This window comes from Mariluticola halotolerans (assembly GCF_021611515.1).
Taxonomy (GTDB): Bacteria; Pseudomonadota; Alphaproteobacteria; order Rhizobiales; family Devosiaceae; genus Mariluticola; species Mariluticola halotolerans.
The window spans coordinates 1,105,640-1,125,644 of the sequence record NZ_CP090960.1 but is presented as its reverse complement, the minus strand read 5'-3'; the positions used below and the strand labels follow the sequence as shown (position 1 = coordinate 1,125,644).

Below are 20,005 nucleotides of genomic sequence, written 5' to 3'. Positions count from 1 at the left end.
GATGAACGTTTCGAAAGCACTCTTTCCCGTCAGCCGCGGCTTTGCCACCATTGCCAACATGCAGAGCCGCATGGATAACCTCCAGCAGCAGCTGGCCACCGGCGAGCGCTATTCACGCCTGTCCGAACTGGGCTCTGAGCGCATCTACGATATGACCATCCGCGCCCGTCAGGGCAAGCTGGAGGCCTATCAGTCCAATATCCAGACCGTGGACCTGCGTCTCGACTTTCTCAACAATGTCGTCTCGCGCCTCGATGAAATCGAAGCCGATGCGCGTTCAACCGCAATGACCGGCGGTTCGGGCGAGGGCGGTACCGGTATCGTCACCGCCCAGTCCCTGGCCAATGCGCGGCTTGACGAAGTCATGACCATTCTGCGCACCGATTTGAATGGGCGTTTCCTGTTTGGCGGCACCAATACGGATAGCCCGCCTGTTGAACAGGCAAGTGCGCTGCTGGACGGTGTGGGCGGTCGCGATGGCTTCCGTACGGTCACCAGCGAGCGCAAGCTGGCCGATGCGGGCCTTGACGGTCATGGCCGCGTTGTCACAGCGCGTGCCGGCCTCACGTCCGGTGCGCCGGCCGTCGATACCGTCAGCCTGACGGAAGAGGATGCACTGCTCAGCCCCAACCGTCAGCAGATTACGGGCGCCGCCACCAGCAACGCCGCCGAGATCACCATCGTGGGCCCCGCAGGCGCGCCTGTCGAAGTCACTGTGCAGTTTGGCGCAGGCGTGGCCGATGGCGACACGGTGACCATTGACGTCACCCAGCCCGACGGCACCGTTGAACCACGTGTCTTCACCGCTGTCGCCGGTGTGCCCGCAAACCCCAATGAATTCCAGATCGGCGGCACGCCCGACGCAACGGCCGATAATTTCCGCGCCGCACTTGATGGCAACATGGTCGCCAACTCGGTCACCCTGGCCGAAGATGGCGCACATCCGTTTGGTCTCAAGCTCAGCACCCTGTCGACCGATAGCGATGCCATTGTTGCCACACCACCTGCCGGCGGCCCGCCCGCATCACTGAGCATGCGCTTTACCGGCCTGCCTGTGGAAGGTGAAGTGGTCAAGATCGGCGTCACCTTGCCCGATGGCTCGGAACGTACCTTGACCTTTGAGGCCAAAACCAACGCACCCGCAGCTGATCGTCAGTTCCAGATCGGGGCGACACCGGAAGAAACCGCCGCCAATTTTGAAGCGGCGCTGAATACTGAGCTGGAACGCTTCGGCAAGACCGAACTGGAAGCCGCCTCCGTCTATGCCGCCGCCAATGATTTCTTCCCCGGCCAGGGCGGAACCGCAATGCGGATTGATGGGCCGCCCTTCGAAACGGCAACCGCCCAGATTGCGGCAACCGACGCGGATACAGTGATCTGGTATAGCGGCGAGGACAGCGCCGGCAATGCGCGCCAGACCGTGCAGACCAGCGTCGATGATGGCACCGTGGTCAGCTATGGCGTTCAGGCGAATGAGACCGGCATTGTCAATCTGGTGCGCTCGCTCGCGGTGATGTCAGTCGAGAGCTATCCGGCAGGTGATGAAGCCGCGCCGGAACGCTACGAGGCCATGCGCAGCCGCCAGGTCAAGCAATTGTCCGAAGGCAATAACAACCAGCCCGGCTCGATCGCTGTGATCAGCCTCGATCTTGGCATTGCCGAAAGCACGATCGGTCAGGCCAAGGCCCGGCACACAACGCATTCGGGGCAACTCGACAATATGCTGGCCGATATCGAACAGGCGCCGATTGAAGAAGTGGCCATGCAGCTGCTCAATCTGCAGACCCGTCTTGAGGCGAGTTACCAGACCACATCGATTATCTCCAAACTCAGTCTGGTAAATTACATCTAGCGCGTTTCCGGCCTTCCCGGAATCGCGCTGCCGTCATTGCGGGCGCCAAAGGCGCGCGGCAAACCAGAGCGGACGACACCAGCGCTCGTGGCTCTGGATCGCCACGGCGCTAAGCGCTTCGCGATGACGAAAGGTATTTCCATCAAAACCTGATCTGGTCATCGCCACAAACAAAAAGGCCGTCACCAAGGTGACGGCCTTTTTTAATGGCAGATTATCTTGAAAAGCGTCGCGCTATTCAGCGCCACTATTGCCGCGCAGGCCGGCGGCCACTTCACGGTTGATATTGATCAGGGAATTCAGTTTTTGCGCATCCGGCTCCAGCTGCGTCTCAACTGTCTGCTTCAACACAAACAGCCCGAGATTGGCGACGTTCTGGCGGATAGCTTCCGGGAGGGGATTGTCGTCCTTGGTCACGGATTCAACGAACAGGGTCCACAACTTGCGATTGTACAAAAGCGCGTCGCCCAATCCGCCGCGCTCCTCATCCCAATTGTCACGAATACGCTGCAGGCTGGCTGCCGACTTCGACAGAAGATTTGCTTCCAGATCCCGTGGGCTAACTGTGTTACGCGCTACTTGTTGGTAGGCTTGTGCTGCCTGATGCTGCATTTGCAAAAAGGTCCTGTTCGTACTGAATGAGTTCTTTTGCTACTCTCAAAGCTTTGTACAGGGATCCAGTTAATATCTCGTTATTAATTCGGTCTATAAAGCCAATTGTCGAGGGTGCCGCTTTAACTAAGTCATTGACTAGATTGAAATAATCTTTCTGAACCGCCCCAATGTCCGCATCCAGATACATCAGCTGTACTGCAAAATATATCCGCTTTGCCGGGGAGTTCGCGGTCTCCTTTGTCAGGATGTCTTTTTCGCGCAAAATGGGTGCCTTGCCATCGATAAACAGGCGTGTGCGCTGATCGGAATTGGTTACGATGCAATCGCCTATGACGAGGCGTTCACCGGGTTTGAGTTCGACTTTTAAAGACATGTTCTTCGTCCTGTTTCTGGCGCTTCTGCGCCCGTCTCCGAATCCTCTGCGCCTACTTTGCGATAGTCCGCTGTTGCAGGGAAGGGGGTTGTCGGTCCGATCTTGTATCCGGATAAAAAAAGAGGCGGGCCGAAGCCCGCCTCCCATAAAACTGCTTATGCGTTCGATTAGAACAGACGCAGCACGTTCTGGTCGGCCTGCGAAGCCAGCGACAGGGCTGTCGAGGACAGCTGCTGACGTGTCTGCAGAGCCAGAAGGTTGGCTGCTTCCTCGTTGGTGTCGGCGAGAGTGAGGTTCGACGCACCGGTTTCGAGGGTGTTGATCATGTTCTTGGTGAAATCCTGACGGTTCTGAACGACCGACAGGTTGGAACCGAACGAAGACGACTGCGAACGAACCGAACCCAGGGCGCCCTTGATATCAGCCAGGAAGCCGTCGATCGTCGCATCACTGTCAAGCTCTTCAGCGGTCAGCGTGGTGCTGACACCGAGATTGGCAGAGTTGATTGCCTTGCCTTCTTTGGTCTGGATATTGATTTCAGACGTACCGGTTTCGTTGAAGGTCAGCTGCAGGTTGTCACCACGCAGAAGGTTCACACCGTTGAACGACGCGTCATCCGCCAGTTTGTCGAGCTGATCGCGCAGTTCGTTGAACTGTGCTGCCAGATCGGCGCGACGGGTGTTGCCACCGATTTCCGTTGTACCAGCGCCACCGTCCAGCTTGGAGTTGGTGGAATTGTAGCCGGTAACAGTCAGGGTCTGGGTCGAAAGGTTTTCGACGCGGAGCTTGCCGTTATCGTTGGAAGCACGGATCTTGCCATCAAGGCTGGCGCTGTCGTTGATCGCCGCAACCAGTTCGTCAACTGTACGTGCGCCACCTGTTGCACCGCCAGCATCAGTTGTCAGGGCATCAAGACCGGCATCAGCAGCCGTAAACGCGGTACCAGCGGCACCATCATTTGCGTTCACGTTGGTGATTGCCACAGCGGACGTTGCACCTTTGGTATCGGACGTGAATTTCAGGCCTGTGCCATCATTCGAGACCGTTACACCGGTGACACCAGCAGCATCGAGAGCTGCCTGAACGACGGCCTGGTACTCGTCGATATCATCGATGACCTGGTCGTTATTGCCAACACCGGCAACAAGCGCCGCATCGATAGTCACTGACGAAGCCGCACCACCGTCAACAGCAATGTCGAAGGTCAGCAAGTCACGCGTGTCATCGGTACCAGCTGTACCAGCGGTATTCGCGATACCAGAACCCGTGTTGGTCGCCGCGCCACCGTCAGCGTCACCATTAAAGGCGCTGATGGCAACGATCGAGTCTGTGCCGGTTGTGCCCGAGGTGATGGTGATCGTCGTGCCGTCATTCGCCACAGTGAGGTTGGCAGCAGCACCGCCAGCGGCAGTGAAGGCATTCTCAAGGATTTCCTGCAGCTCATCAATGCTGTCGATCGTCGAGTCACCGTTACCAACGGCCTGAACGCCAGCCTGATTGATCGTGATCGTCTGGGGGGCACCATTGCCATCGACATCAATGGCGAAGGTCGAGGTATCAGCCGCGCCATAAGCGATCGCGCTACCGGCATAGGTGATCGATGCCGTACCGGCTGTACCCGCAGCACCGCCAGCATCAATCGCGAACGATTCGAATGCGCCTGTGGTTTGCGAACCAGCTTTGGCAGCAGCACCACCATCCAGTGCAATATCAACGGCTGTTTCGCCAACGGCACCGCCGCTAAACGAAAGATTGCCGCTTGCAGCAGCATCAAGCATGAAGGACTTGGTCTGGAACGACTTGTCCTGACGTGCCTGGGTCAGCGTGGACTGCATGGATTCAAGGTTCTTCGTGATAGCGGTCAGGCCGTTATCAGCAGCTTCAAGCGTCTGGATACCATTGGCCATCGAATCGAGCAAAGAGCCCATGTCGCTGGCGCGGCTGTTCAGGGATGAAGCGGTGAAAAAGTTGGTCGGATTGTCGAGAGCCGAGTTGACTTTTTTACCGGTCGCCAAACGCTCCTGCGTGGTACCGAGCAGATCAGCTGTGCTCTGAAGATTAAGCAGGTTTGAACGCACTGCTTTCGAAAGGGTAATATCGGCCATCTTAGAATTCCTATTCTGGGTCCAAATATAAAAACACCTCTTCCTGAGGCGATGCCGAAATATGACCGACAGTCTTTGAGGAAAAGTTAATAGGGCAGTGAAATTCCAAACAGATTTTGCTTGTATATTCAGGCAATAAACGCCGAAAATCCGGGATTCCATGGCAAAGCCGGCGCGAAGCGCGCGCCGGCTTGGTTAACAAAACAGAAAGGGTCGCGGAAAGGGGTGAGGTAAAGCTCAGGCCGCTGCCGGCGAGTCGCTTTCCTGCGCCCTTGAATCTGTGTCGCGGGCTTCCGCGGATTCTCTGCTCTCGGCAGCCCGCGATTCCACGTCAGAGCTGTCTGCGCGCGCGGTTGCCCCGGTGTCGCTGGCCTCTATGTCGGCCGGATCGGGCAGCTCAACCTTGGTGTTGGCCTTGAACTCGGACGCAATCAACGCTGCATCAAACAAGGTTTGCGGCGGAATGGAGGGGTCCTTGCCCGGCGGACGTTCGCCGGAACGGGCCTTGTCGCCATCAGCGAGCGTTCGTGTGCCCGAGCGGCTTTGCTGCGGATCGGGCGTGCTGGCGGCGATTGCCTCTATCGGGCGTGTGGTACGGCTTGCGCGGGGCGAGAATTCTGCGCCCATCGTAATGCCTATGCTAATCGGTTCCGGCGCAATTCTTGCACTCATGACCTTAAATCCTTTATCGGAATAATCGATGAAGGATTACACACACTCTATACTGTCGATGTTAGAATGGGTGGGGCATTTAGATTAAAATGCAAGATAAGTAGAAAGTTCTAAATATCGAAATGGGCGAGGGGGTTGTTGCTCCCTCGTTCGATTTTTACAAGGCTCTATTTACAGACAGGCCGCGTGCCGCCATTGGCTGGCTCGTCGGCAGCGCGCCATTCGCGCCATAGGTGCGCGGCTTGTCCGTCTGGCCCACCGTCTTGGCCACATCGGTCAGCAGCGTTTCAGTCAGGGACTTGGCGGTGGCCAGAACACGCAGATTTTCAGCCATTTGCGTGGCAAAGCTCTCGTGATGCGCCCGCAATTGCGTCAACAGTTCCGGCGCTTCATTGTTAAGGCGCGGGCTCTGGCGCTGCACGGCGCGAGCCAGCACCACATAATCCTGGGCCAGTTGCCCCTTGTCCGCGCTCAGCTCGCTGGCTTCCCGCGTGTGGCCGGTGCGCAGCAGAACCGTTTCCTGGTTCATCACATCCACCAGCGCCGTCAGCGTGGCATTGGCGCGGGCGCACAATTCATCGGCAGGAAGCTGGTCAAGCTGTGCGAGACGGTCTGCGGCAGTGGTCATTTTCAGTAAGCTCCCTGAACCAGTTGTGTAACTTGGGGCCGGCTTTGTGCCGCCTCCTGTGTGGCGATGAGGTCAGCCATGATCTGGTCGGCAAGCCCGACGCCACCATTCTGGGCCATCATCGAAGAGAATTGTTCAGCCTGCATGCCGCGCCAGGTTTCCTCGGCAAACCCGCCGCCAAACATGTTGCGGCTGTCGAGCGAGGAAAACATCTGCGAAACCAGGGTGTTGAGAAACACACCTTCAAGTTCTTCCGCCTTCGCACGCAGCGGGTTGGTTTCGTCCGACCGCGCCGGGTTGATCAGCCGGCCTTCGGTGCGCAGGTTGAGATTGGCCGTTTGCAGCATGCCGTCCATCACAGCACCTCGATTTCGGCTTGCAGCGCACCGGCGGATTTGATCGCCTGCAATATGGCAATCAGGTCACGCGGCGCGATGCCGAGGGCATTGAGCCCATCCACCAGTTCCTGCAGCGTCACCGATTCAGGCACCAGCGCGAGGTTGCTGCCGGCACTTTCCACATTCAGGTCCGTACGCGGCAATATCACCGTTTCACCCAGAGACAGGGGTTCCGGCTGCACCGCTTCCGGCGTTTCGGCAATGGTCACGGTCAAGTTCGATTGCGCCACGGCAACAGTTGCCACCCGCACATCCTTGCCCATGACGATAATGCCGGAATTCTCGTCGATAACAATTTTGGCCGGCAGGTCCGTTTGCACCACCAATTGCTCGATATCGGTCAGAAGATCGACAATATTGCCATTGAAGTTCCGCGGCAGGGTCACGCGCACGGTTGCCGGATCTTCAGGCACGGCGGTCGCTGTGCCAATGAAATCATTGATTCCAAGCGCAATGCGCCGGGCTGTTGTCAGGTCCGGGTTGCGCAAGGCCAGGCGCAGGCTGCGTTGCGCGCCCAGCTTGAAGTCGATTTCTCGCTCAATCAAGGCGCCTGAGGAAATGCGGCCGGTCGTCGGTACACCTGAAATGATGGTCGCCGCTTCGCCGCTGACGCTGAACCCGTTGATCAGCACCGAACCCTGCGCGATTGCGTAGACTTCACCATCCGCGCCGAGCAGGGGCGTGACCAAGAGGGTGCCGCCCTGAAGGCTGTCGGCATCGCCGAGTGCCGATACGGACACATCCATGCGGCTGCCCTGGGTGGCAAAGGCGGGCAGGTTGGCGGTCACCATCACCGCGGCCACATTGGCCGTCCGTACGGTCTCGCCACGTGTGTTGACACCCAGCCGTTCCAGCATGGCCTGAAGGCTTTGCTTGGTGAACGGTGAGTTATTGAGGCTGTCGCCTGTGCCATTGAGGCCCACAACAAGGCCATAACCAACCAGCTGATTGTCGCGAACGCCCTCGATATTGACGATGTCCTTGATCCGCGCCGCCGCCGCAAAGGCCTGTGTGCCTAAGGTCAGTGTCAGGATCAAAGCGATCAGGGCAGGTAATATCTGCCTGACGACTCGCCGCATTGTAAAAGCGCCATCCATTATGCATTCCCCGTATTCTGCTGGCCCATCCCCATGGGCGTTTAGCAATCTGCCCAACAAGTAGCGAAAAGCGTGCCAACCTCGCGCCCGGCCAAAATTTGAATAGGTAAGGCGCTGATTTTCATGTTTTATTTTGCTGCAAGCGGGCGCAGGTGCATATTTGGTTGGCCGTGCGCACCTTCGGGCTGTGCAATTCTTGCCGGGTGCATTAAGACCTTTTTAACGACTGTCGGCAGATTTTGCCGGGCAAGGTTTTGTTAACGCTTGAAGGGGTGGATGCATGCGCATTGATGGTCCGGGCCGTTCCGGCAAAGTCAATCAACGCGGAGACGCGCGCCGCGCCGGCGGCAGCGGGCCTGCATTCACCTTGGGGGATGGCGAGGCGGCTGCGCGGGCAAATGCCAGTGCGCCAAGCGGTCCTGTAACCGGCATGGATGCGATTCTGGCGCTACAGGCTGTCGAGGACCCGCTCTATGCCCGCCGCAAGTCTGCCAAGCGCGGCGAATCCATCCTTGATGCCCTTGAAGAGATGAAAGCGGACCTGCTCACAGGCCGTATTAACGAGGGAAAGCTGAACCGGCTGATGGCTTTGTTGAAGCAGGCCAAAATCCATGCCGACCCGCAACTCGATGCTTTGATTGAGGATATTGAATTGCGGGCGCTCGTCGAGCTGGCAAAGCTGGGGCGTTTCCCTGCGATTTAGGACTGTCGCATCATTGTGACAATCCACATGTTAGCCAAAGACATCGATACGCGCTTGCCCCGAGGGACTTGCGAAACTATATAGGGCCATCTTCGGCCTGAGGGAGTGAGTCCTGGTATGAGTGCTGAACTAGATTTAAGCGACTATCGTCCGACTGACGACGAACCATTCATGAACCCACGTCAGCGCGAGTATTTTAAGCGCAAACTGGACGCATGGAAAAATGACATTCTTCGCGCAAGCCGCGAAACGCTGGAAAATCTCCAGGAAGAAAGCCAGAACCACCCCGATATGGCGGACCGGGCTTCTTCCGAAAGTGACCGCGCGTTGGAACTGCGCACACGCGACCGTCAACGCAAACTGATCTCCAAGATCGATGCCGCGTTGAAACGGATCGATGATGGCACCTATGGCTATTGCGAAGAGACCGGCGAGCCCATTGGCCTGGCCCGGCTCGATGCACGGCCCATTGCGACGCTTTCTCTTGAGGCTCAGGAAATGCATGAGCGTCACGAGAAGGTTTATCGCGACGACTAAAATTACGTCGTTCCTGAATGCAAAAGCCCGCCGGCAGCCCGGCGGGCTTTTTTTGATCCCTTAAATCATTGGCGTGTGGGCAACGGGCAGGCGGATTTCCCGGGCAATGCCAATCGCTGCCAGAAAATCCGCATCATGGCTCGAAACCACAAGCGCCCCGTCATAATCCTTCAGCCCCGCTTCAATTGCAGCGATGGAGGGCAGATCAAGGTGATTGGTCGGTTCATCCAGCAAAAGCAGTTCCGGCGGTTTACCGCCGCCCAGCACACACGCCAGCCCGGCGCGCAGCATTTCCCCGCCACTCAATGCCCCCACGGTTTGCAGCGCCGCGTCAGCCCGGAACAAAAACCGGGCGAGGGCGGCGCGGCAGGCGGTTTTATCGTCTTTCGGGTTTAACCGGCGGAAATTGTCGCGAATGCTCGCCTGCCGGTCCAGCATGCCCACATGCTGATCGAGCAGCGCTTGCGTGCTCGGCCGCCGCACGGTGCCGGCCAGCGGTGCCATATCCCCGGTCATCAGCCGCAATAATGTGGTCTTGCCGCTACCGTTGGGCCCGACAAGCGCAATCCGCTCCGGCCCGGTGATCTTCAGCGATAGCCCTGACAGGATTGGCGCGTCACTGTCATATCCGCCGCTAACCGATTCCAGTTCCAGCACATTCCTGCCGGCCGCCAGTCCGGTAGAGGGCAGTTTGACCGAGGGGACTTTCAACTGTTCCACCCGCTGGCGGGCGGCATCCACCGCCGCCCGCGCATCTTCTTGCAAATGCGTCGCCACATTGGCCAGGTGCCCGCTTGTGCTTTCGGCCCGGTCGCGTCGCGCATTCATCAGAATTTTCGGCATTCCGCCTTTGGCGCGGGATTTTTGGCCACGGCTGTCGCTGCGCGCCTTGCGTTCCTTGACGGTCTGTATTTTCCGGGCGGTTTCACCAAGCTGCTTTTCCGCATGCATCAAGGTCGCATCCGCTGCTGCGCGCTCCGCCTGCTTCTGTTCCTGATAAAAATCCCAGTTCCCGCCATAGGTCTGCACGCCAAGGGTCGAAATCTCGACAATCCGGTCCATCTGGCGCAACAGGCCCCGGTCATGGCTGACAACAACCGCGCCGCCGCGCCAGTCGCCCAGAACCCGCGCCACCGCTGCCCGGCCGTCCTGATCGAGATTATTGGTCGGTTCATCGAGAATAATCATGTCCGGCTGGTCAAACAGCAAAGCGGCCAGCGCCACGCGTGTCCGTTGTCCGCCGCTCAAGGCACCAAGCAAGTGATCGGGCTCCAGCGCCGGCAACCCGATCCGGGCCAGGGCTTCCGCCATCCGCGCCTCAAGCGTCCAGTCCACGTCCATATCGGCATCAAACGCGGTCTCGCCGGACAGCACCTGCGCCATCTGAGCCAGTGCCGCGCGCGTGCCGAACGCATCGGCAATGCTGTCGGCCGGCCCCGGCACCAGATCCTGATGCAGCATTTTAAGGTCACCCGACCGCATGACCTTGCCGCCACCCGGCGACAATTCGCCGGTCAGCAGTTTCAAAAGGGTGGTTTTGCCAATGCCATTGGCACCCACCAGTCCGGTGCGCTCGCGCCCGAAGGCGAGGTCAAGATTGTCAAAAAGGGCGCGGCCGTCAGCAGTGGTGTAGGTGAGGCCTTGAAGAGACAGGAGAAATTGCATGGAAAAAGTCCGAAACGTTGGCGACGCGAGGGGCGATTGCGAACGTTGTGACTTCCATGATGCACCATCCTGTTGGTGTTGCGGATGCGCCTAAAATAGAAATTCCGGCAATTCTGTCAAGCGGGGCACGCAGGCGCGCCCCGCCTGAAATGCGGGTTTTATCCCAGATAGCGCTTTTTCAGATGCGTGGTGAAATAATCCGGGTTGAGCGGTTCGCCGGTGGCGCGGGTCAAGAGTTCCGGCGTTGTCCAGCGCGACCCCTGCGACCAGATATTGTCGCGCCGCCAGCCGTTGATGGCTTCAAAATCGCCCCGGCTGATCTGGCTCCCGACATCGGGAATGGCCTTTTCCATCGCCGCCCATTGCTGCGCCGCCATCATCGCGCCAAGCGTATAGGAGGGGAAATAGCCGAACAGCCCGGCGGGCCAATGCACATCCTGCATCGGGCCATTGGCCGGGTCCTTGAGCGTTTCCAGCCCGAGATATTCGGTCATCTTCGCGTTCCAGGCCTCTGGAATGTCTGAGACTTTCAGCGCGCCGGAGATCAGTTCCTGCTCCAGTTCGAACCGCAAGATCACATGCAGCGGATAAGTGATCTCGTCCGCATCGACCCGGATCAGCCCGCGTTCGACATAATTGACCCGTGCCAGCACATCTTCCACATCCCAGCCGGCAATGGCGTCGGCCCCCATATGCTCATGCACCAGCGGCAGCGCCCATTGCCAGAATTCCGGGCTGCGCGCCATTTGCATTTCCACAAAAAGGCTCTGGCTTTCATGGGCACCCATGCCGCGCGCCTTGTTATGCGGCCAATGGGCGTTCTCGCGCGGCAGGCCCTGCTCATAAAGCGCATGGCCCGTCTCGTGCAAAACCCCCATCAGGGCTGTCAAAAACTCGTCGGTGCGATAACGCGTGGTCATGCGCACATCAGTCGGCACCCCGCCGCAAAACGGGTGATGCGACACATCAAGCCGGCCATGGTTGAAATCAAAGCCAATGCCCTGCATGGCCGACAGGCCCAGTGCCCGCTGTTTTTCAATCGAATAGGGCCCGTTGAAATCCTTCAAAGGCCGCTTGGCCAGCCGCTCGTTCTGCGCGGCCAGGGCTTCGGGCAAAAACTCCTTGAGAAAGCTTTTGAGCGCTGAAAACACCGGGTTGAGTTCGGCCACCCGGTTGCCGGGGTCAAACTGCTCCATCAGCGCGTCATAGGGGGCCAGCCCCGTCACATCGCTGCGCAAACCCGCTTCCTCGCGCGCCAGCGCCACAACCTTTTCCAGCGCGGGGGCAAATTGCGCCCAGTCGCCGCTCGGCCGCAAGGTGCGCCAAAGCTGTTCCGATTGCATGGTCGCTGTGGTTTGCCGCCGCACAAAATCCGAGGGCAGGCAGGTCGCATTCACATAGCGCCGCTTGAATTCGGCAAGGCCAATGCGCTGATCATCTGCCAGATCCGCGTTTTCCGCAGTCTCAATCCATTCGGCAATTGCCGGCGCAGTCGCCAGTTCATGGTGCTGGGCGGCGAGCGCCGACATGGCCTCGGCCCGCTTCTCACCGCCGCCCGCCGGCATATTCGTCGCCTCATCAGCGCCGAGAATCGACAGCGCATGCTCAAAGGCTTCCAGCGAATTACTGAGGTCGTCTAGTTTCTGCCAGGACATATCGGCTCCGCAATTGTGTTTCGCCGCAGATGACGGGAAACCGGGATGTAATTCAAGGGGCAGGGTTGGAATTCGGCATCTGCCCGCCCACTGCGTCATTCCCGCGTAGGCGGGAATGACGTTGGGGGTGGAGTGGGTGTTGTGCCTTGCCGCTTGTTCTCATCCGTCTCCAGAGCCACATCCCGCACCACACTCTCCAACCTCATCCTGAGCCCGTCGAAGGATGGGCGGCACGCACAGTGTTAAAACCCCCGTCCTTCGACAAGCTCAGGATGAGGGTTTGCGGAGATCGCGCGGCAAGGACGAGCGGAAAAGGCGAACTACGTCCCAAACACAAACACCCCGCTTGCCCGCGTCTCAGCGCTTGCATCACCAAAATCCGGCACGGCATATTTAGCGATCCCGCGCAGCCGGGGATGGGGCAGGAAATCGCGGCCGGGGTCGCCGACCAGTACGTCAATACCGGCGGCAAGGCAGCGGTCGAGAAATGCGGTGACGCGGGTGGCCAGTTCGGGGGCGTAGAACAGGTCACCGGCCAGTATCATGTCAACATCAGGGGCCGGGCCGGTCGTTAAATCAGCACATATCGCTTCAATTGCCACCCCGTTCGCCAACGCATTTAATCCAGCGGCGGCAATGGCATAAGGGTCAATGTCCGCCGCCGTCACCTTGCGGGCCCCGGCCTTTGCAGCGGCAATCGCGACAAGGCCGGACCCGGTGCCGAGATCCAGCACATGGCGGCCGCGCACCGCCTCGGGGCAGGTCGATAAGTGCCGCGCCAGCACATTGCCCCCGGCCCAGTGATAGGCCCAATAGGGCGGTGGCGCGTCATCATTATCGCCCTCCAGCCGCCACAGGCCACTGCCCGAATGGGCGGTATAAAGCACAATATCCGGCGCGGCAGGGGCTGGGGCCAGATGCAGGTTGCAGCGGATGAATTCGGCGGGGTCTTGAGAAATTATGGTGTTGTTCCAGGTGCTTGACGGGGCCTTTGGGCCAAACTGAACACTATCCTTATATCAGGCTTAAACCACCATAAAACAGCGTGTCAGTATCCGGAAACGGGAGGAGGGCGCGACCGATACGGGGAAGGTCGCGCCCTCTATGTCCAGCATCCCATGGACGGGGCACCGGAGGTACATCGCAAGCACCGGATAGTCGGGGGAAGTGCTGGCGATGCAGGGGAGGGAAAGGCGGGGGCAAGGCCCCGCCAATTCGGAATTTCTGGAAGCCGCCTAGAAGGGCAGGATCGCGTCCATCACCTGCGCGCCATAGCGGGGCTGCTGCACATCGGTGATCTGGCCACGGCCACCATAGGCAATCCGGGCTTCGGCGATTTTCGAGGAGGCGATGGTGTTGTTGTTGCCCACATCCTCAGGCCGCACGATGCCGGCGATGATCAGGTCACGCACCTCGAAATTGACCCGCACTTCCTGACGGCCCTCAATCACCAGATTGCCGTTCGGCAACACCTGGGTCACAACGGCTGCAACCGATGTGCTCAGGCTTTCTGACCGGTTGACCGAGCCATTGCCGGTATCGCTAATGCCGGAATCGGTGCCAATGGAGGCATCCGTGCCCAGTTCCTTGGGGGCGTAATTGTCAAAGATCGAGCCCAGCACACCGCTGACACCGGCATCGCTCGTTGAGGAGCGGCTGCGCGCAGTCTTGTTGGCAATCTTGGCGCTGTCCGAAATCGTCACTTCAACCGTCAGGATGTCGCCAACCCGGCGGGCACGGGCATCCTTGAAAAAGCCCTTGGCCCCGGAGCTGAACAGCGAATTGGGCTGATAGGCGGCGGGCACGATTTCAGGCATTGGCATCGCCACGGGGCGATAGCCGGCCTGGGTGGTGGGATTGTTGATGGCCGTCAGCGTCGGCGCTTCGCCCACAGAGGCCAGCCGGTCCATCATGGAGCAGGCACCAAGCGAACTGACCAGGGCTGCAATGGTTGCGATTTTGAAGAGGTTCATGGTCAGATCCTTAGTTCTTGATGGCAGCGAGGCGCATATCGTCGAACACCAGTTCGACCGCGCCAGGCTCAACGGCAATGCCGTTGACGATTTTCTTGGAAACGAGATTGAGCACAGCCACCGTCTCGCCGCGGGCCGCGGCATTCAGCGCCTGGCCCTTGACGGTCAGGTTGAGCGGGCCCTTGCGATAATAGAGCGTCACCATGTCGCTGCGCCCGATGACCTGCGGCTCAGCCACATTCGATGCCGCCAGCAGCATGCCGGCGCGAGCCGGACGTTTCAGCGCCTTACCCACAAGCGCCTCAACCGGGGCAATGCCGGCGCTGTCGGCATAACGCAGCGAGATCGGGCGCATTTCAATATCGTCCGGGCTCAACACGGCCCCCATTGGCAGCGATGTGCTGAGATGCGGGGCTTCAATCAGCAGGTCCAGCCGGCCCTTGAGATCGAGCGGGGCATTGACCCCGGCAATGGAAAAACGTGCGCTGAATGCGCCCGAGCTTTCGGTATAGCGCAGGTCGGATAACCGGACCGGTTCGTCGCTCTCGGCGGCGTAAAGGGTCGAAAAAGCATCGCTAAAGCTGATCCGGGCAATAACCTCATCCGCAATGATGCCGCGCTGGATCAGGTCCTGACGGATCATTTCCTTCAGCGTTGGCTCATCCAGCGCAATCCCGGTGCGTTCAACCTGCACCCGGCGGATTTCGGAATGGTCGAATTCGGTAATGCCAACCCGCTTGGCCGCAACTTTTATGGCCTCAAGGCTCACAGCGCCGCTGGTGCCGGGGGCCGGGGCGCGAAACAGGGCGCGTTCGGCATCATTGCCCGCGCCGGTAAACATGTCGCCGACGGTAACGATTGCGGAACTGACCGCCACATCGGCGCGCAACACAGGCGCGGCGAAGGCGGGCAGGGCGGTGCTGGCAAAAAGGGCCAGCGCTGCCAGGTGAAGGTTTGGGCGGAAAATCATCGTTCAATACCTCCCTAGCGCAGGTTCGAGACAGAGGAGAGCATTTCGTCCGCGCCGGAAATCACCCGCGCATTCATCTCATAGGCACGCTGGGCGGCAATGAGGTCCGAAATCTCTGTCACGGAATTGACGTTGGACAGTTCAAGATAGCCTTGCAGCAAAGCGCCAAGCCCGTCGGCGGCAGCAACGCTGATCTGCGCGCCGCCACTGGCCGGCGTTTCCACAAACAGGTTATTGCCGATCGATTGCAGGCCAGCGGAATTGACGAAGCTGGCAATCTGCAACTGGCCCAGTTCGGTGGGCTCGGTGTCCGTGCCCAGATAAGCCTCGACAATGCCGTCATTGCTGATCGAGATGCCGCGGGCATTTTCCGGAATAACAATGCCCGGCTCGACCTGATACCCGTCCACGGTCACCATCTGCCCGTCCGGATCGCGCTCGAATGCGCCATCCCGTGTATAGGCCGTGCGGCCATCGGGGTGCTGGATGACAAAAAAGCCCTGACCGCTGATCGCCACATCGAGTTCTTTTTCGGTGGGGATCATGTCGCCGGTTGTCATAATGCGGGTCGTGGCGGAGGTGCGCACACCGGAACCGATCTCGACACCCACCGGCACCATCGTGCCGGTTTCCGATGTCTGCGAACCGGCGCGCCGGATCTGCTGATAGATCAGGTCCTGAAATTCCGCCCGCTGCTTTTTGTAGCCGGTGGTGCGCATGTTCGCGATATTGTTGGAGATGACTTCAACGTTGCGCTCCTGAGCGGCCATTCCCGTTGAGGCAATATAAAGTGCTTTCATCGTTCTGGTCCTTCCAGGCTAGGCTTGCATGCTGCCAAGGGTCTGAATCGCTTTGCTGCGAAGCTCGTCCTGGCGCTGAATCATTTGGGTGAGGGTCTGGTAGGCGCGGTTGACCCGGATCATGTTGGCCATTTCCGTGACGCCCGAAACATTGGAATGTTCAATCGCCCCCTGCACCACCAGTGTGGATGTGTCGGCAATGGCCACGGCATCGGCACCCGAAAACAGGTTGTCGCCCTCGCGCTTGAGCAATTGCGGCGCTTCAAAGCTGACCACTTTCAGGCGGCCCTTGTTACCGGCACTTGATGAGATGCTGCCGTCCTGGCCAATGGCGATATCGGTTTCCGCCGGCCCGAACGTAACCGTCCCGCCCTCGGAAAGTATCGGTTGGCCATTGCTGGTCACCAGCGTGCCATTGGCGTCGATTTTCAGGCTGCCATCCCGCGTATAGCGTTCACCGGCAAGCGTCTGGACACTCAAAAACCCGTCGCCCTGCAGCGCCACGTCCAGTGGATTGCCTGTCTGTACAATGGCCCCGGCCGACAAATCATGCATTGTCGCCCAGTCCTGCGTGTAGGACAGTGTCTGGTCTGAATAGGAAAAGTCACGGTCGCGGGCGACCGGCATTTCATATTCCTCGTACAACATGGCTTCGTTCTTGAAGCCGGCCGTATTGATGTTGGCCATGTTATTGGCCACGACATCCATCTGGCGTTGCAATGCAACCTGCCTCGAAAGGCCAATTAGTTGCGCGTTTTCCATTTTGCGCGAACTCCCGTATCTCCCGAGCCCCAATGCTTCCCCAAGCGGTGGGCTCGCCAACTCAAATGCAGAAAGCGTGCCAACTATAAAAATTGAATAAAATCAGATGTTTGACTGAAAAGGCGTGGTGGGAGCTTCTGTGCAAGCCTGCCGGGCGGGGTAAATTTTACCGGGCAAAAATTGCCGGGAGCTGCAAAAGAGTAACCATTCGTTAACCATCCGCCATTTAGCTGGTCGCAATGAGTAACAGCTGAAGTTCAGGGGGCTGCGGGTATAATGACCGATGAGGTCGAGGCCGGCGAAGACGCACCGCAGGAAGCGGAGCCGAAGAGCCGTAAAAAGCTCTTTATTATTATCGGCGCGGCCCTTGTGGTTCTGCTGCTGGGCGGGGGCGCGGCTGCCTATTTCCTGGTGTTCAGTGGTGACAAGAATAAAGACCCGGCGCTGGCCGAGGTCAAGCCGACCTATTTCTTCGATATCCCCACCATGACGGTCAATCTCAGCACCGATGGCAATGAGGACCCCAAATTTCTCAAGCTCACGGTCTCGCTGGAATTGAGCGATGAAGAGATGCTGGAAATCGTCGAACCGCGCATGACCCGCGTGCGCGATGCCTTTCAGGTCTATCTGCGCGAACTGCGCCGGAGTGATCTTGAGGGGTCTGCGGGCATATACCGGCTGAAGGAAGAATTGCGCCGCCGCGTCAACCTGGCGATCTATCCCGCCCATGTCGACAGTGTGCTGTTCAAAGAAATCCTGGTGCAATAGGAGAAGGTTTTGGCGGATCCGGATCAGGATAAACTCTCGGACGACTGGGGCCTTGGCGAGCTGGGGCTGGATACCGGTACCGACACTGAGGCCGCAGCCGACGCTGACGCGCCCGATGACGATGCCATGGCTGCCGAATGGGCCGCCATGATCGACGGCGATGGCGACGAGGATGCCGAACCCGGTGTCGACAAGGTGCTCAATCAGGACGAGATCGACAGTCTGCTTGGCTTCGATCCCAATGCCGGGGGTGGTGTTGAACTGTCAGGCGTACAGGCGCTGATCAATTCGGCGCTGGTTTCCTACGAACGCCTGCCCATGCTCGAAATCGTGTTCGACCGCCTTGTGCGGCTGGCCACGACCTCTTTGCGCAATTTTACCTCGGACAATGTCGAAGTCTCGCTCGATTCGATCACCTCGGTGCGGTTCGGCGATTATCTCAATTCAATTCCACTGCCCGCCATCCTCAGCGTGATCAAGGCCGAGGAATGGGAAAATTTTGGCCTTCTGACCGTTGATAGCAGCCTGATTTATTCGATGATCGACGTCCTGCTGGGCGGTCGGCGCGGTTCCAGCGTGGTGCGGGTCGAGGGCCGGCCCTACACGACCATCGAAATGGCACTCGCCCGGCGCATGATCGAGGTCATTCTGGAAGATACGCACAAGGCATTTGAACCGCTAACCCAGGTTCACTTTAACCTCGAACGCCTTGAAACTAATCCAAGATTCGCCGCCATCTCGCGTCCTGCCAATGCCGCAATCCTAGTTGAGTTGCGAATTGATATGGATGATCGTGGCGGCAAGATCGAGATTTTGCTGCCATACGCTACAATCGAACCGATTCGTGAACAGCTCTTGCAGATGTTCATGGGTGAGAAATTCGGTCGCGATCCAACCTGGGAGGGGCATCTCGCGACAGAAATTTTCTCGGCGGACACGGAAATCGAGGCGGTATTGCATGAGGCCGATCTTCCGTTGTCGCACGTTATGGGGCTCAAGGAAGGTGAAACGCTCATGTTTGAACGCTCACCGTCAGATCCGGTCAAACTCAAATGCGGCAATGTCCATCTGACAGACGCCGTAATGGGGCATATCGGTAAAAATATCTCCGTTCGTGTGGCCCGGCCATTGAACCCGCCCAAGGTGACCATGGCGGTATTTGACGCGATTGAAGAGCAGGCGGAGAATCAAAAATGAGTAGCCTACCTTTTGGAATTATTGTTGAGAGTGCGGTTGCCGTGCTGCTGATGCTGACCATTGGTTATTGCATCCTGCTCAACGACAGGCTGAAGAAACTGCATGCGGATCGCGACGCCCTAAAACAGATGATCGGCGATCTGATCCGTGCCACCGACATGGCCAATAGCGCCATCAAGGGCTTGCGGGAAGCGGCAACAGAAGCCGACGCCACCCTGACCAGCCGCATGGAGGAGGCAGACCGCTTCGCCGTGGAACTGGCCAATCACGTCACCGCCGGCCGCACGGTTATGGACCGCATTGCCCGCGTCACCGACACGGTGCGCCGCAATCAGGCGCCTGCCGCCCCCGCGCCGCAAGCCCAGGTCAAAGCCCCGCTGCCCGGCGACGGGCCGATCGCACCCTCTGCCAAGGGGGCACAGGCCGCGCTTGAACGGCTTGCCGCCCATCAACGCCGCCGGGAGAGCGCTGCGTGAAATCAATTCGCCTGCTGCCGATAGTTGTATTTGCAGCCTTCGCACTTCTCGTTTTGAAGACAGTGGGCATCGTCACCGATGGCGGCTACGTGCTGACCGGCGCAAATACGGCGCGCGCGCAGCAAATGGAAGTCTCCAAGGAAACGGAGCTGGCCGCGGGCAGGGCCTCGGAAAACCTGTTCTCCAGGGCTGAACAGGCACCCGTGAGCACCAATCAGCTCGATGCTGTGCCCATGACCGAGAACAATAACGGCGACAAGATTGCCATCGGCTCGACCGACGGGGTCGATCAGACCGAACGCGCCGTGCTTGAGCGTCTCAGCGAGCGGCGCGGCGAACTCGACATCCTCGCCAAAAATCTGGAAGCGCGCAACGCCTTGGTGGAAGCCGCCGAAAAGCGCCTGGCCGAGCGCATTGCCAGCCTCGAGGCCATCGAAAGCCGCATCAACGCGCTGGTCGACGAGAAAAAGGCGATGGACGACACCCAGTTTGCCGGCGTTGTCAGCATGTATGAAACCATGAAGCCTGGCGACGCCGCTGCGATCTTTGACAGTCTCGACATGGAAGTGCTGCTGCGGGTCGCCCGCAATATGAACCCGCGCAAGCTCGCCCCGGTTCTGGCCAAAATGTCGACAGACCGGGCGCAGGAGCTCACCCTTGGCCTCGCCGCCGTGCAGCCGGAACCGGCGCTGGACGGTGAAATCGAGGATATGGCCAATCTCCCCCAGATCGTCGGCCAATAGCCGGACGTCAAAACCC

At 59.0% G+C, this 20,005-nt stretch carries 21 protein-coding genes; 7 read left to right on the top strand and 14 right to left on the bottom strand.

Annotated elements, in window-relative coordinates:
- The first annotated feature begins 1 nt into the window (after position 1).
- On the top strand, positions 2–1,852 hold the full coding sequence (locus L1P08_RS05465; RefSeq protein ID WP_303618990.1) for a flagellin N-terminal helical domain-containing protein: 1,851 nt from the start codon (positions 2–4) through the stop codon (positions 1,850–1,852).
- A 234-nt stretch (positions 1,853–2,086) separates the two neighbouring features.
- Here L1P08_RS05465 and flaF read toward each other — a convergent pair whose 3' ends face one another.
- The 7 genes from flaF to L1P08_RS05430 form a co-directional block, all read right to left on the bottom strand.
- Positions 2,087–2,464 (bottom strand): flagellar biosynthesis regulator FlaF, encoded by a 378-nt coding sequence (gene flaF / locus L1P08_RS05460; protein WP_303618989.1) that lies wholly within the window; start codon positions 2,462–2,464, stop codon positions 2,087–2,089.
- On the bottom strand, positions 2,421–2,840 hold the full coding sequence (gene flbT / locus L1P08_RS05455) for a flagellar biosynthesis repressor FlbT (RefSeq protein WP_303618988.1): 420 nt from the start codon (positions 2,838–2,840) through the stop codon (positions 2,421–2,423). The genes flaF and flbT overlap by 44 nt, the downstream gene beginning before the upstream one ends.
- Positions 2,841–3,007: 167 nt before the next feature.
- The gene (locus tag L1P08_RS05450) at positions 3,008–4,945 is read right to left on the bottom strand and encodes a flagellin N-terminal helical domain-containing protein (protein ID WP_303618987.1); all 1,938 of its coding nucleotides are present in this window, start codon (positions 4,943–4,945) and stop codon (positions 3,008–3,010) included.
- A 237-nt stretch (positions 4,946–5,182) separates the two neighbouring features.
- Positions 5,183–5,617, bottom strand: coding sequence for a hypothetical protein (locus L1P08_RS05445; RefSeq protein ID WP_303618986.1), 435 nt, complete (start codon positions 5,615–5,617; stop codon positions 5,183–5,185).
- Positions 5,618–5,774: 157 nt separating this feature from the next.
- Positions 5,775–6,245, bottom strand: coding sequence for a hypothetical protein (locus L1P08_RS05440; RefSeq protein ID WP_303618985.1), 471 nt, complete (start codon positions 6,243–6,245; stop codon positions 5,775–5,777).
- A gap of 2 nt (positions 6,246–6,247) precedes the next feature.
- A complete protein-coding gene (locus L1P08_RS05435; protein ID WP_303618984.1) occupies positions 6,248–6,601 on the bottom strand; it encodes a rod-binding protein in 354 nt (117 codons plus the stop codon).
- Positions 6,601–7,722 carry a flagellar basal body P-ring protein FlgI gene (locus L1P08_RS05430; protein WP_303618983.1) on the bottom strand — a complete coding sequence of 374 codons (1,122 nt, stop codon included), beginning with the start codon at positions 7,720–7,722 and terminating at the stop codon, positions 6,601–6,603. Before L1P08_RS05430 ends, L1P08_RS05435 begins: the two co-directional genes overlap by 1 nt.
- Positions 7,723–8,020: 298 nt before the next feature.
- Between L1P08_RS05430 and L1P08_RS05425 the strand changes: the two genes are divergently transcribed.
- On the top strand, positions 8,021–8,443 hold the full coding sequence (locus L1P08_RS05425) for a flagellar assembly protein FliX (RefSeq protein ID WP_303618982.1): 423 nt from the start codon (positions 8,021–8,023) through the stop codon (positions 8,441–8,443).
- A gap of 117 nt (positions 8,444–8,560) precedes the next feature.
- Positions 8,561–8,980 (top strand): RNA polymerase-binding protein DksA, encoded by a 420-nt coding sequence (gene dksA / locus L1P08_RS05420; protein WP_303618981.1) that lies wholly within the window; start codon positions 8,561–8,563, stop codon positions 8,978–8,980.
- Between the two features lie 60 nt (positions 8,981–9,040).
- Here dksA and L1P08_RS05415 read toward each other — a convergent pair whose 3' ends face one another.
- The 7 genes from L1P08_RS05415 to flgF all read right to left on the bottom strand — a co-directional run bounded on the left by L1P08_RS05415 (position 9,041) and on the right by flgF (position 16,805).
- Positions 9,041–10,645, bottom strand: coding sequence for an ABC-F family ATP-binding cassette domain-containing protein (locus tag L1P08_RS05415; protein WP_303618980.1), 1,605 nt, complete (start codon positions 10,643–10,645; stop codon positions 9,041–9,043).
- 158 nt (positions 10,646–10,803) lie between these two features.
- Positions 10,804–12,300, bottom strand: coding sequence for a carboxypeptidase M32 (locus L1P08_RS05410; RefSeq protein WP_303618979.1), 1,497 nt, complete (start codon positions 12,298–12,300; stop codon positions 10,804–10,806).
- Between the two features lie 320 nt (positions 12,301–12,620).
- Positions 12,621–13,190 (bottom strand): class I SAM-dependent methyltransferase, encoded by a 570-nt coding sequence (locus L1P08_RS05405; RefSeq protein WP_438268453.1) that lies wholly within the window; start codon positions 13,188–13,190, stop codon positions 12,621–12,623.
- Positions 13,191–13,535: 345 nt separating this feature from the next.
- Positions 13,536–14,273 (bottom strand): flagellar basal body L-ring protein FlgH, encoded by a 738-nt coding sequence (gene flgH, locus L1P08_RS05400; RefSeq protein WP_303618978.1) that lies wholly within the window; start codon positions 14,271–14,273, stop codon positions 13,536–13,538.
- Between the two features lie 10 nt (positions 14,274–14,283).
- Complete coding sequence (gene flgA / locus L1P08_RS05395; protein ID WP_303618977.1) at positions 14,284–15,243, bottom strand: flagellar basal body P-ring formation chaperone FlgA; 960 nt, start codon at positions 15,241–15,243, stop codon at positions 14,284–14,286.
- 14 nt (positions 15,244–15,257) lie between these two features.
- A complete protein-coding gene (gene flgG, locus L1P08_RS05390; RefSeq protein ID WP_303618976.1) occupies positions 15,258–16,043 on the bottom strand; it encodes a flagellar basal-body rod protein FlgG in 786 nt (261 codons plus the stop codon).
- An 18-nt stretch (positions 16,044–16,061) separates the two neighbouring features.
- Positions 16,062–16,805 (bottom strand): flagellar basal-body rod protein FlgF, encoded by a 744-nt coding sequence (gene flgF, locus L1P08_RS05385; protein ID WP_303618975.1) that lies wholly within the window; start codon positions 16,803–16,805, stop codon positions 16,062–16,064.
- Positions 16,806–17,081: 276 nt separating this feature from the next.
- On the opposite strand from flgF, the gene fliL reads away from it, so the two are divergent.
- Genes fliL through L1P08_RS05365 form a run of 4 tightly spaced genes read left to right on the top strand, consistent with a single transcriptional unit; the run spans position 17,082 to position 19,989 of the window.
- Entirely contained in the window at positions 17,082–17,573 is a 492-nt protein-coding gene (gene fliL / locus L1P08_RS05380; protein WP_303618974.1) for a flagellar basal body-associated protein FliL, read from the top strand.
- A gap of 9 nt (positions 17,574–17,582) precedes the next feature.
- Entirely contained in the window at positions 17,583–18,770 is a 1,188-nt protein-coding gene (gene fliM, locus L1P08_RS05375) for a flagellar motor switch protein FliM (RefSeq protein ID WP_438268439.1), read from the top strand.
- Positions 18,767–19,246 carry a DUF6468 domain-containing protein gene (locus tag L1P08_RS05370; RefSeq protein ID WP_303618973.1) on the top strand — a complete coding sequence of 160 codons (480 nt, stop codon included), beginning with the start codon at positions 18,767–18,769 and terminating at the stop codon, positions 19,244–19,246. The genes fliM and L1P08_RS05370 overlap by 4 nt, the downstream gene beginning before the upstream one ends.
- Entirely contained in the window at positions 19,243–19,989 is a 747-nt protein-coding gene (locus tag L1P08_RS05365; protein WP_303618972.1) for a MotE family protein, read from the top strand. Before L1P08_RS05370 ends, L1P08_RS05365 begins: the two co-directional genes overlap by 4 nt.
- Positions 19,990–20,005 lie beyond the last annotated feature (16 nt).